This window comes from Robertmurraya sp. GLU-23, assembly GCF_052983275.1.
The window spans coordinates 1-12564 of sequence record NZ_JBRKCV010000008.1; the positions used below are offsets into that span (position 1 = coordinate 1).

14 protein-coding genes are annotated in these 12564 nt (G+C 40.2%); 4 read left to right on the forward strand and 10 right to left on the reverse strand.

The features are described 5' to 3' along the window. On the forward strand, window positions 1–80 hold an 80-nt coding region (locus ACVBAX_RS13860), incomplete at its 5' end, for an IS3 family transposase (protein WP_447117691.1). A gap of 114 nt (window positions 81–194) precedes the next feature. Here ACVBAX_RS13860 and ACVBAX_RS13865 read toward each other — a convergent pair. From ACVBAX_RS13865 to queF, 5 genes are all read right to left on the reverse strand, one after another. Then, on the reverse strand, window positions 195–701 hold the full coding sequence (locus ACVBAX_RS13865) for a YfiT family bacillithiol transferase (protein WP_447117522.1): 507 nt from the start codon (window positions 699–701) through the stop codon (window positions 195–197). A gap of 24 nt (window positions 702–725) precedes the next feature. Next, window positions 726–902 carry a DUF3934 family protein gene (locus ACVBAX_RS13870; protein ID WP_430776853.1) on the reverse strand — a complete coding sequence of 59 codons (177 nt, stop codon included), beginning with the start codon at window positions 900–902 and terminating at the stop codon, window positions 726–728. 97 nt (window positions 903–999) lie between these two features. After that, window positions 1000–1803, reverse strand: a complete 804-nt coding sequence (locus ACVBAX_RS13875; protein WP_447117523.1) for a nucleotidyltransferase domain-containing protein — start codon at window positions 1801–1803, stop codon at window positions 1000–1002. A gap of 101 nt (window positions 1804–1904) precedes the next feature. Next, window positions 1905–3911 (reverse strand): methyl-accepting chemotaxis protein, encoded by a 2007-nt coding sequence (locus ACVBAX_RS13880; RefSeq protein ID WP_447117524.1) that lies wholly within the window; start codon window positions 3909–3911, stop codon window positions 1905–1907. A gap of 118 nt (window positions 3912–4029) precedes the next feature. Further along, window positions 4030–4527, reverse strand: coding sequence for a preQ(1) synthase (gene queF / locus ACVBAX_RS13885; RefSeq protein WP_119706693.1), 498 nt, complete (start codon window positions 4525–4527; stop codon window positions 4030–4032). A 318-nt stretch (window positions 4528–4845) separates the two neighbouring features. On the opposite strand from queF, the gene ACVBAX_RS13890 reads away from it, so the two are divergent. Beyond that, window positions 4846–5202 (forward strand): YckD family protein, encoded by a 357-nt coding sequence (locus ACVBAX_RS13890; protein ID WP_447117525.1) that lies wholly within the window; start codon window positions 4846–4848, stop codon window positions 5200–5202. Window positions 5203–5260: 58 nt separating this feature from the next. Here ACVBAX_RS13890 and ACVBAX_RS13895 read toward each other — a convergent pair whose 3' ends face one another. Continuing rightward, window positions 5261–6253, reverse strand: a complete 993-nt coding sequence (locus tag ACVBAX_RS13895; RefSeq protein ID WP_447117526.1) for a Gfo/Idh/MocA family protein — start codon at window positions 6251–6253, stop codon at window positions 5261–5263. A 142-nt stretch (window positions 6254–6395) separates the two neighbouring features. On the opposite strand from ACVBAX_RS13895, the gene ACVBAX_RS13900 reads away from it, so the two are divergent. Together ACVBAX_RS13900 and ACVBAX_RS13905 are read left to right on the forward strand one after the other, a co-directional pair. Continuing rightward, the gene (locus tag ACVBAX_RS13900) at window positions 6396–6968 is read left to right on the forward strand and encodes a TetR/AcrR family transcriptional regulator (RefSeq protein WP_447117527.1); all 573 of its coding nucleotides are present in this window, start codon (window positions 6396–6398) and stop codon (window positions 6966–6968) included. A gap of 77 nt (window positions 6969–7045) precedes the next feature. Further along, on the forward strand, window positions 7046–7978 hold the full coding sequence (locus tag ACVBAX_RS13905) for an SDR family NAD(P)-dependent oxidoreductase (RefSeq protein ID WP_447117528.1): 933 nt from the start codon (window positions 7046–7048) through the stop codon (window positions 7976–7978). Between the two features lie 43 nt (window positions 7979–8021). On the opposite strand, the gene ACVBAX_RS13910 is transcribed toward ACVBAX_RS13905, so the two are convergent. The 4 genes from ACVBAX_RS13910 to abc-f form a co-directional block, all read right to left on the reverse strand. Beyond that, window positions 8022–8222: a cold-shock protein gene (locus ACVBAX_RS13910; protein ID WP_066052591.1), complete on the reverse strand. Its 201-nt coding sequence runs from the start codon at window positions 8220–8222 to the stop codon at window positions 8022–8024. A 213-nt stretch (window positions 8223–8435) separates the two neighbouring features. Beyond that, complete coding sequence (locus ACVBAX_RS13915; RefSeq protein ID WP_447117529.1) at window positions 8436–8873, reverse strand: DUF1284 domain-containing protein; 438 nt, start codon at window positions 8871–8873, stop codon at window positions 8436–8438. A gap of 50 nt (window positions 8874–8923) precedes the next feature. Then, on the reverse strand, window positions 8924–10255 hold the full coding sequence (locus tag ACVBAX_RS13920; protein WP_447117530.1) for a polysaccharide biosynthesis protein: 1332 nt from the start codon (window positions 10253–10255) through the stop codon (window positions 8924–8926). 339 nt (window positions 10256–10594) lie between these two features. Then, window positions 10595–12478, reverse strand: coding sequence for a ribosomal protection-like ABC-F family protein (gene abc-f, locus ACVBAX_RS13925; protein WP_447117531.1), 1884 nt, complete (start codon window positions 12476–12478; stop codon window positions 10595–10597). Window positions 12479–12564 lie beyond the last annotated feature (86 nt).

The window sequence follows — 12564 nt, forward strand, 5'->3', positions numbered from 1 at the left end:
TAAAATTTTATAATTATGAAAGATTACAAAAAAGACTAAACGGCCTTAGTCCCTTAGAATACAGGGCTAAAGCCGCTTAGTGTCGTTTTTTTATTTCCGCTGTCTACTTGACGGGGGGCACTTCAAATTCATACGTCAATTCTTGTGTATTTTAACAAGAAAGTACCCGAAACTGAACCCTTTACCCTAAAGGGTTACAGCTTTGCATTGGTAATATGGGCTAGATGATGATTTCCATGCCAGGCGTACAATCCAATATTTTTCTCTACTGTCACGATCCCTGAATCTGGGTGTACGAAGGTTCGTTTCATTTCTTCTTCACTCACGCTTTTTAGAAGTGCTACTAATCTTGTGTGAACAGACTCAATAAGTGTTAAAGACACCTCTACCGGTAGCTTCGAGTCTTCTAACTCCGCCCATCTCGCTTCCTCGTATGGCTTAATAACCGGACTGTCTTCAGTTAAGGCCAGCTTAAAACGAATATAAGCGTTCATATGGCTATCGGCAATATGGTGCACCACCTGCCGAATCATCCAACCACCGTCACGGTAAGGTGTATCAAGTTGTTCTTCGCTTAAGCCTGAAACAGCTCCTCTTAGCTTTTTAGGCAAGCTTGCGATTTCCTCTATCCAGTGGTGAGTTAACGTTCTATTGATCTCTCCCTCAACCTGAAACGTCCCAATCGGGTATCTCTCATCCATCTACAACCTCTCCCCATCACCTATTTATTGATCTGCTTGGTCCGAAGTTCCTTTCTCCATACCTGAACCATGCTTCACACCTTTACTTTTATATGGCTTTGCATTCTTCGCTTTTTTTGCTCCAGCCTGCCAACGCGTCCAGCCTTTTTTTCCTGTACCTTTGCCTACTCCACTCTTGCTCTTTGCTTTTACTCTCGCCAATTCTGATCACTCCATTGCTATTCTATCTTATATTATAAACTAGTTTTAACTTATTGGAGGATGATATGCTGAGATTTCCAATTTAGAGTGGACTAAATTACTTCCAAGCTTGCTCTAATAACTCTCTAAAAATCTCATTGAGTAAAGGTGTGGATGTGTCTTTTTCACTTGCCTTCATGTTTTTCGTCATACGTTCCATGTACTCAATCTCTTGTTGTAGGTAGTCATTAAGAACTTTAATTGGAGGTTCTAACTGGAATAAGTGCTCTTTTCTCTCTTTTTTATGGGCGACGAGTTCTTCAATGGATTGCCTTACCTGACCCATCGGAACCAGTTCCTGTACAAGGTTTTCAAACTTAATCGGTGGAAAGGTATGATTCAAAATAATCCACTTTCCTGCCAAAAGAGGACGCAAAACCGTAAAGTACTTTTTATAATGTACTTCTTCTTCTAAAAGGTACGAGCGGAAGTTTCTTTTCGCCATACGAACATAATGGTAGAGACAGGTTACAGGCGAAAGCACCTTCTGTTCGATAGCTAACAATTTTTCTAGAGTTGAATATTGTTCATAATAAACAATGTCAGAATGAAGCCACTCGAAAAATGGCGGGTTAGACTTTCGGTACAATCTTAATGCTTTCGTCAACTCCCACCCACTCATGTCTAAAAGTGGATGAACCGGGTTGGAAAGAGAGTCTTTTGATGGCACTTCAATTACGTCTCTTCCCTGGTCAATGGACAAATACCATTCCTTTGTATGTACATACAAAAATCTCACATCATAATCACTATCCATGGAAGGAAATCCCCAAGCCCGACTTCCCGACTCGCATGCGTACAATACTTTAACATCATATTCTCGCTCAATTTGCTGAAGAACCTCTATTATATGTTCCTTCATGAAATCCCTCTTTTCTTTTATCATAATGGGCAGATAACGGAGAACCAATACTATCCACTACATCGAAAAAAACCGGCAGGACTCACCCCACCGGTCTATTGCTATATTTTAAATTTCTTAATCATTTCGGCAAGCTGTGAACTTGCTTCATTTAATTCAATAGCTGATTGTGTGACCGAATCGAGCGCACGAACCTGCTCCTCTGTCGATTCACTTACCTTGTCTGAAGCTACTGCTGAGTGCTCAGCAACGGAAGCGATGCTTTGAATCGAAGCGACTACATCATCCTTTAAATCATTGATATGGTCGATATCATTTCTGATCGATCCAATGGAAGAGACAATCGCATGAATCGTTTGTGAAATATCATTAAACGCTACCTCGGTTTGACCAACAGCCTTGCTTTGTAGTTCTGAAATGGCTACTGTTTGCTCCATTTCCTTCACAACATGCTGTGTTTCTTTTTCGATACTTGAGATCGTTTGTTTGACTTGGTGTGCTGCTTTCGCTGATTGTTCAGCCAGCTTTCTTACCTCATCAGCAACAACAGCAAACCCTTTTCCACTTTCACCTGCTCGAGCTGCTTCTATACTCGCATTCAAGGCTAGAAGATTCGTTTGATCGGAAATCTCTGTAATCGAATGAATGACTTTTTCTATTTCCTTCACCTTTGAGTCTAGGTTATGAATAACTGTTCCAACACTCTTAATGACCTCATCGCTTTCTACGGCTCGTTGTCTTAAAAAGTTCATTTGCTCCAAGCCTTTTACATTCGTCACTTCGGCTTGCTTGGACAAACCAGTCATTTCATCCACATTATCTTTTACTTTTTCGATTTGTGTCGATAATCCGACTGCCTTTTGGTTTGCTCCCTCCGCATCCTGTGCTTGCTGATACGCACCTGTGGCAATCTCTCCTGTTGCTCTAGCCACCTCTTCACTTGCCGCAATGGTTTCCTCTGATACGGCTGTTAAGTTAGAAGCTGAGTCATTTACACTTTCTACCGATTTTTCAACAGAGGCTATAAGCTCACGCATGTTTTCAACCATGATGTTAAAATGATCGGTGAGTTGACCGGTTTCATCCTTTGATTTGCTCTCCACATGAATCGTCAAATCACCTGCTGCTACCTCTTGAACTTGCTGATTTAATAGAGTGATTGGTTTTGCGATACTTTTTGACAGGAAATAGGTAATCACAAGACCAATCATAATAGCGATCGCTGCAATGATGAGGATCGTATCTTGAAGGCTTTTGGCACTTTCTAGTACGTTTTTCGTCTCATATACCATTCCGACCTTCCAACCGGTTTGATCGAGTGTTTGGAAGTAGAGTTCGAAATCCGTTCCACCTTCTGTATACGAAGTTGCCCCTTTTTCTCCACTATTCACAGTTGAAAAATAGGCTTTTTTACTAACATCTTTTCCTTGTTCCTTAGGATGAACTAAAGCCATTCCATTTTTATCTAATAATAAAGAATACCCACTATAACCGACTTTTGTTTCTTTGATGATTCCAGAAAGCCCTGCAAGGCTAATGTCCATCCCAATAACCCCAAGAGTGTCCTTCGTTTCTGGGTCAATAACCGCCTTTGCTACGGTTACAACATATTCTCCTGAGCTCGCATCTTCATATGGATCTGTCCAGATCGTTTCGCCTGATGATTGCACGGCTGCTGTGTACCAAGGTCTTCCTGTTGGATCATAATCTGGTGGCAGCTCGATCACAGGGGTAGTCGTAAACTGCTTCGTTTCTGCTCCAACATAAATGGTTGCAGCATTTTTATTAAGATTCATAAACTCTTGAAAGTCTTTGTCAACGATAGGCCAATACGTGCTTAAGCCATTCTGCTCGTTCGCTTTCACTTGCTTTAAGTAATCGATAATACGGCTATCTTTACTATAGCGGTCCACCGAACTTCCATAAAAATGTAAGTATAAGTCAATATTGCTCTTTAAACTATCTACTTGAGCACTCGAACTCGAACTCACGCTAGTCAAGATTTCATCCTTTGTTTTAAAAAACGTCACAGTTGAAACAACTAGTAACGTAACAGCTATAAGGATACTGACTGTTAGCATAATCTTGGTTTGTATTTTCTTGAACATATCCTCACCCCAACAATGTTTTTTCTTAATATCGTCACAATTGATGAAATTTGAAGGATTTTGTCGAATTTTTAGAAAAAAAGTAAAAAGCAGAGAATTCAATCTCTGCTTTCATGGTTTAGCGATTATCAATCGTCTCTGGATTCAAGTCATGGTTCATTAAGCGATAATGGGCCATTTCTTCGTATTTCGTACCAGGCTTGCCATAGTTTGTGTACGGATCAATCGAGATTCCGCCTCTTGGAGTAAATTTCCCCCATACTTCAATATAGCGTGGATCCATTAATTCAATTAAATCGTTCATGATAATGTTCATGCAATCTTCATGGAAGTCACCGTGGTTTCTAAAGCTAAACAAGTATAGCTTTAATGACTTACTTTCTACCATTTTCTGATCAGGAATATAGCTAATATAAATCGTTGCGAAGTCTGGCTGACCTGTTTTTGGACAAAGGCTAGTGAACTCCGGACAGTTAAATTTTACAAAATAATCGCGATTCGGGTGCTTATTATCAAACGCCTCTAGAATGCTAGGTGAATACTCAAACAAGTACTTCGTCCCTTGATTTCCTAATAAAGTTACACCTTCTAATTCTTCATCTTTTCTTCCACTCATGAAAAGAACCTCCTTTTAATATGAACCGTGTTCAAAACGTAAAGAGGCATAGAAAACATAACCTTGACTGAAAAAATAAAACCATATCCTCATTGGATATGGTTGATAGTAATCATCAAAGCCATAGTTTTTTATAGAGGGTTGTGTTCGCTATGAACCTCTCCCGACACACGGGAATATGAATATGTCATCGTTACTATAGTGAATTTCTGTAAAAGTGTCAACGGTTTTTTATTCCACTTGTTTTTAGCGATTGGTGCATATTTCATGCAAGATTAGGAAAAATTAACCTTCGAGTAAAGATAAGGAGGGAAATGAATGAAGAAATTTGTTGGAATCATGGCTGCATGCTTGCTTTCGATGTCCATCTTTGGTGCCACGTCTTCTTTTGCAGAAGTGGAAAAACCGGAAGATGCTAATAACACCCAAGAGGTGAAGTTAACCGACGCTCAAAAGGCAGAACTCGCTAAACTACATAAAGGTATTTTGGAGCAGAAAAAACAACTGATTCAAAAATACGTAGAATTTGGCGTGATCCCGAAGGAAAAAGCCGACAAAATGATTCAGCGTTTCGAAGAGCATTACAAAATGCTTGAAGAGAATGGCTTTATTTTTAAAGGGCCACACGATGGGACCAATCGCGGACCACATGACCACCACAAAAGTGAAGAGTAACAACGGAAAACGGACCAGCTCATGAATATGAAGTGGCCCGTTTTTTTTGGTTATTGAATTATAACCCTTTATTATCCGCTGGGAATTTTACACCAATTTGCTTGCGGACTTCATCCATAATTTCCATCGTTACCAAGGAGTTTTCATATGTATTAATGTTTGACTCCGTCTCGCCTTTTTCAATCAGTTCAATGAATTCCTTTGCTTCATAATACATAGAATTTACTTTTTGCGGAACGGAAAGGTCCACTTTTTCTCCATTTCGGTATTCAAGTACGACCTTTTCTGGCGTGTTCACTTTATCGATTACTAGATTACCGTCTTCCCCTTGAATTTCAGAAGGAATGCTAGAGTTCGTAATTTTTGAGTACATCAACACGGCATCCATATTTTTATAAGTTAAAAGAATACTTCCTTCTCCATCCACACCAGATTCCAGCAAGACACCAGACGCTTTAACGGATAAAGGCTTCCCGAATAGCGCCACGACTGGATAAATACAATACACACCAATATCCATCAATGCCCCATTGGAAAAAGTAGGGTCAAATGCATTCAAAATCGTTCCACTTCGATACGCATCATAGCGAGAAGAATACTGGCAATAGCTAGCAAATACGCGTCGTACCTGACCGACTTTCTCCAGATTCTCCTGAATCACAGCAAAGTTTGGAACAAAGGTGGATTTTAATGCTTCCATTAAAAGAACATTGTTTTCCTTCGCTGTTTGGATCATTTTCTCTAATTCAGCTTTATTCGAGGCAATCGCTTTTTCACAAAGAACATGCTTTCCATGCTTTAATAATAAAATCGCTTGTTCTGCGTGAAAAGAGTTCGGGCTTGCAATATACACCGCATCCAGATGTTCACTTTTTGCCATTTCCTCTAGACTTGTAAATAAATGCGTAGCCTGGTATTTCTCCCCAAATTCCTTCGCCTTCTCTTCTGACCGAGAATAGACGGACGTTAATTGAAAGTTTGGCAGTTCATTTGCCGCCTGTAAAAATGATTCTGTAATCCAGTTGGTTCCTATTACACCAAAGCGTATCATTATGTTTCTCCTTTGCCGTTAGTATGCTACCATTATCTTCCCTTCTTACGATTTTTTCAACCTTCATCAAAATCCTCTTGCCAACATTAGGAAATAAAGGTATTATTTAATTGACCAGTGTTCAATTAATGAGGTGAAATCTTTGTCTCCTAGAAAATCTGCACAAGACGAACTAACCAAAGAAGCTATTATCCATGTTGCTCGTGAATTATTTGTAACTAGTGGCTATTCTTCTTTTTCCATGAGGAAGCTGGCAAAAGAGCTTGGGTGTAGCCATGGGGCGATTTACTACCATTTTAAAAATAAAGCCGAGCTTTTTTATGGAATTGTCACTCAAGATTTCCTTACTCTGGATCAAGTACTTGAAAAGGTGCTTTCCACTCCAACCAACTCGAGTGAAGAGAAACTGTACTTGATTCTTTACGAGTATATTCGTTTCGGCCTAACCCACCAGCCTCAATATGAAGTCATGTTTCTGATCAAGGATGAAGAGATTAAAGGATATTTACTCGAGGCTCCGAATAACAGCTATTTACATTTTGCCAATGCGGTTGCTAGCCTAGCATCCAAGCCACTTTCACCAAAGGAGATATGGTCCTTGTTTATTGGGATTCATGGGTTTGTCACCCATTATTGCCGAACCGAAACCACCTTTGAGGACGTGAAACTACTAGCTCAATCGCATGTGGAGTTTCTATTGAAAGCTTTGAAATAAAATGAAGGGCGGCACAAGCCTTTTATTTTTACAGTTTATTGAACAGTGGTCAATAATGAATAAAAGGAGAGTTTCCTATGAAAAAAGCATTGGTATTAGGTGCAACTGGTGGCATGGGATTTGCTTTAGTAGAAGAACTTGTTAATAGGGGGATCGAAACGATTGCCTTATCACGTTCTTCTGAAAAACTAGCTCTTTACAAACAGGATTGGGGTCCGCTTGCAAAGACCATGGTTGGCGACGTGTTGAATGAGCAACACTTAGGAGAGGCAGTTAAAGAAGTCGATCTCGTTTTTCACACTATCAATATTCCTTATGAAAAATGGAATCCTGGCTTATTTCAGATTCTTGAAGCTGTTCTTACTCAATGTGCCAAACACAAGAAACCACTTATTTACGTTGATAATATTTATTCTTACGGCAGACAATCATCACCGGTTTCTGAACATACCTCTAGACATCCACATACGAAAAAAGGAAACATTCGCTTACAGCTGCAAAATCTAATTCAAACATCAAAAGTTCCCTACATGATTGCCTACTTCCCAGATTTCTATGGACCTAAAGCAGAGAGTACGATCCTTCAATACACCTTTAAGCAAATGCTTAAAAAACACTCGGCTGGTTTTGTTGGAGACACGACTCTTCAACGTGAATTTATTTATACGAAGGACGGTGCAAAAGCACTTGTCGAACTTGCCTTGAGAGAGGACTGTTACAATCAAGATTGGAATATTTCTGGTGCGGGCACGATATCTGGAGAAGAAATTGCAAAGATTGCCTCTCATTATCTTGATAAACCTCTGAAGGTAAAAATGATTGGCCGACGGATGATTGCGGCTCTCGGTCTATTAAATCCTTCTATGAGAGAAGTGACAGAGATGATGTATTTAAATGAAACACCCGTCATCCTTGACTCCACCAAGTATGAAACACTCATTGGCCCACTTCCAAAAACACCCTATCAAGTTGGCATTGTTGAAAACTTAAAAGAGTTAGCCAAAAAATAGAAACAAAAAAAGACTCGTAAAGAGTCTTTTTTTCAAGCTTAAATTAAGCTTTGTTTACGTTAGCAGCTTGTGCTCCACGTTGTCCTTGTTCTACGTCAAAAGTAACTTCTTGACCTTCTTCTAAAGTCTTGAAGCCTTCGCCTTGGATAGCTGAGAAGTGAACGAATACATCGTCTCCACCTTCGCGCTCGATGAATCCAAAACCTTTTTCTGCGTTAAACCATTTTACTTTACCTTTTTCCATTGTGAGTTACCTCCTAGTGCCTTGACACCTATAATACTATCCTTGCTCTCATTGATATAAAGAAGTGATTTCTTACATACCGAACAAAAATAATTCTCTTACATCTTACCATCAATAACTAGTTTTAGCAAACGCATTCAACGTTTATTTTTCGAGTCCTTTTGACAGGATTAAACAAATTGAAGCAAAGCTCTACTTTTTTCTACTATAACTTTAATAGAGATGATGAAATTTTTTTCGGAGCTCTTCTATCCCTTCTTTGCAAACTCCGTATGGTAGCCAAGAGCATCCCCTACATAGATGATCCAAATCGTCGGGATTGACTTTGGAAGCTGTTAAGGCGACTAAATGCGACTTTAGGTAAGACTTCTCTTTTTCTAGTCCTAAATGAGAGAGTACTTTTTCATCCATAGACAAAACATGTTCATTTGATCCCGCGCTAGCCTCACATTTTGTGTTTCCACGATGAGGGCAGGCCATACATGCGTCATCAAAGGCAGCTACCGTTTTTATCATAAAGTCATCATGATCATTTCTAACTTTTGCTACAATTTCTGTCATCTTTTCAACAAAGGCTGGGCTATATCCCATTCCTCTGAAACCATGAACACAGAGGAGATGATGCCCTCTTAACACCTTTTCGTCTTCCATTTTTCCTTCCTCCTCTCACTCAAATATTCTAGCAAGAAAAGCAAAATCCTTTAACGGTTTTCTTCCGCCAGCTTTTTAAGGGAGAAATGAGAGATACCGATTTTTTTACAAATGGTTAGGTAGTGCATAAGTGTGAGTAACAAGGCTCCTGCGTTTAGACCAATCAGAACTCCCTCCATTTGAAATTCGCGGAGTGAGCCAAGCACGTACATAATGGTAAACTGGATAATTGATGACCATACGGTATGGTAAAACGCATCCTTCATCAGACCGAGCCCAATCAAGTAAGCCTGCATCGGTATGACAAAGAAATGAAGCAAAAAATACGGCCAAAGAATCTGCAAATATCCAGAAGCGACCGACGATTCAAAAAACATACTGGTAAGTGGTTCAGCGAAAAAGTAACAGACGAGCATTGCTGGTATTCCGTATAACGCTGTCCCTTTTAGTACCTGTTGCAACAAACGTTGAAGCCGGTTAAAGTCTCCGCTTGCATACGCCTTTGAAACCGTTGGAATCAGCATGATCAATAAAGAATGGCCAATAAAAGCTGGGAAAAATCCAATCGTCATCGCTACCCCGGTGAGCATTCCAAATTGTTCCGTTGCCGCCTGCTCGCTCACCCCTGCGTGTACAAGAGCAATTTTTATAATAAAAGGTTGAACCGCATGAGTGAGCGAATGGAAAATCCGAAGTCCCGTTGTTGGAATAGATACGGCCATCAAGCTCTTTCTTACTTCTTGATTAGGAAGGGCCTCTCTTGGCCTTCTTTTTAGCTCATGATACTGAATAAAAAACGTATGGATTAAATAGAGGACGATAACAAACTCGCTCCCTACAAACGTACAAAAGGCAATAAGAATGGCCGTATCCGTCTCGAATTCGAACAATTGAAAGAGAAAGACGAGCAAACCAAGCTGCACAAGCTTTCGTACCAGTTGTGTAGATGCAATCTTGCTCATTTGCTGTTTCCCCATAAAATACCCACGAGCGATGGAAGAGAATGAAATCATCGGGATTAGTAAGATGACAAGCCAACGTAAGAGCGGATGATACGTGTCAAAGGTCGAGATATACGGGAGAATGATCGTGACAGCAGCAAGTAGGATGGAAGTAAAAATAATTGTTAGCTTAATCACATGCTGAAGCATGCTTTGGTGATAGCGGGCATCTTTTTCCGCAATAAACTTAGAAATCGAGACGGGCATCTCAAAGCTTGCTAGCATAATAATCAGGAAAATGGTTGGCAAAATTTGCATATATAAACCAAGCCCATGCTCCCCTAACTCCTTAGCTAGTACCATATTCGCAATAAACTCTACACACTCACCCATAAAGGTGGCGACAACCAACAATAATGTTCCTTTCATAAATGCACTCATGCTGTCTCTCCTTACATTTAATAGCGTTCACCATACACTATATGAGACAAGTTCTAAGAATATTTTCATTAATTACTTTGGCGGTCGGGATTTTGGGTCGAAAAAAAGCAGGCATTGAGTTTGGATTTGGGTGTCCGAATGCTGGCGTGATTCGGACCAGACTTGGTGATATTGGCGCTTGGGAGTCCGAATGCTGGCTTGATTCGGACTAGGCTTGGTGGTATTTTCACTTGGGTGTCCGAATGCTGCGTATCCTTTGTTTAAAAGAAAAATAGCGTGAATACTCACGCTATTTTATATGTCAATTTATACTTATTCACTCGAATTCGCAATGCCTTCCTATGCTAACTCCTCAAGCTGCGAATAAAGTTCTTCCACATGGCTCTCAAGAGTTTCCTTTTCACCGTAAAGCTCTTGAATTGTAGAGAGCTCCTCTTCCAACTCAAGCTTTTCGTTTAATTCTTTTAAATGGGCTTCGATTTTTTCTATCCTGCTCTCAATTTCTTCAATCGTTACCGTACTGGCCTTTTTAACGGTGTCAGTCACCCTCGACTTTTTTTCGGAGACGGGTGGTGTTTCCAATTTTGGAGGCTGCATTTCTAACAGTTTCCCTCTCGCCCATTGGTACCCACCTGCGAACTGATGCAGTCTTTTGTCTTTAATCCAATAAATGCGATCAAAAAGCTTATCTAAAAAGTAGCGATCATGCGATACAGCCAGGATCGTTCCATTAAATTCTTCTAGCGCTTCCTCCAGAACTTCACGGGATTCAATATCTAAGTGATTGGTAGGCTCATCAAGAATAAGAAAATTCAAATCCTGATACATCATCTGTGCCAGACGAAGTCGCATTTTTTCCCCACCACTTAGCTGAGATACCTTACGAAACACGCTGTGTCCATAGAACAGGAAGCGTGCTAAAATATGTCTGGCTTCTCCTTCTGTGACCTTTATTTCATCTCGGAATAACTCAATCACCGTTTCGTCTTTTTTATCAGGAAAAATATGCTGTGAAAGATCCCCGACCTTCACATTACTTCCAAGCTTTAATTCTCCACTATCAACCTGTTCTTGGCCGAGGAGCATTTTAATAAGCGTGGATTTTCCCGTCCCATTTTCACCAACCATGGCTACCCTTTCGCGAAACTGAATGTGGAGATTAACATCCTGAAATAGCACCTGCTCTCCAAAGGATTTATTTACCGCCTTCATGACCACCACATCCTTGCCACTTCGGTCAGCTACCTCCATCTCCAAATTCATCTTTTTACGATTCAGTATCGGTCGATCCAGCTTTTCCATTCTCTCAAGCGCTCTTTCCATATTACGGGCACGCTTATGAAGCCCTTCATTCGGCGGATTGGCACGATTGGCCCACTCACGTAGTCTTTTAATGGCTTCTTTCATTTTTTTAATCTTTTTTTGCTGTTCTTCGTATGCCTGAAATTCCTTTAAGAAACGCTCCTCCTTTTCCTTTACAAAGACAGAGTAATTCCCTATATATGAAGTAATCTCCCCATCCTCTAAATCAAGCATTTTGGTCACCACATCATCGAGAAAATACCGGTCATGTGACACCATAACCACCGTACCTTTATACTCTTTTAAAAACTGTCCAAGCCACTCGACTGACATCAAATCTAAATGATTCGTTGGTTCATCGAGTAATAATAGATCCGGTTGCTTTAACAGAAGTTGTGCTAAGCCTATCTTCGTTTTCTCCCCTCCACTTAGAGACTGAAACGATTGATCTAAGAGTGGTCGAATAGAAAGGCCATTCGAGATACGATCAATATTGGCATCCATTTCGTATCCGCCTAGCAGTGTGTATTGATCCTGTAACTGTCCGTATTTTTCTATGCATCTTTCAAGCTCCACTGCCGAAAGATTTGGACTCGCCATCATCACCTCAAGCTCTTTCATTTTCGTCTCCATCTCTACCAATGAGACAAATGCGGTTTTCAATACATCTAAAGCCGTTATCTCGCTTTGGAAAACAGGAATTTGCTCCAAATAGCCAATTGTCGTCCCTTTTCTCCAATGAATTTGACCACTATCTGGTATGTCTTCCCCAGCTAATAGCTTAAAAAGAGTCGTTTTCCCACTCCCGTTTCGACCAACGAGTCCAACACGATCTCCTTCATGAATTTCTAGTGATAAGTTTTCAAAAATGGTGTTCCCACCAAACATTTTGCTTATGGAATTTACGCTTAAAGTTATCATTATTTAACGAACCTCCGGAGTTTTTTATATACAAAAAAACCATGGGAAAAATCCCATGGCACGAAAAATGTGTACGAAAAAAAGAG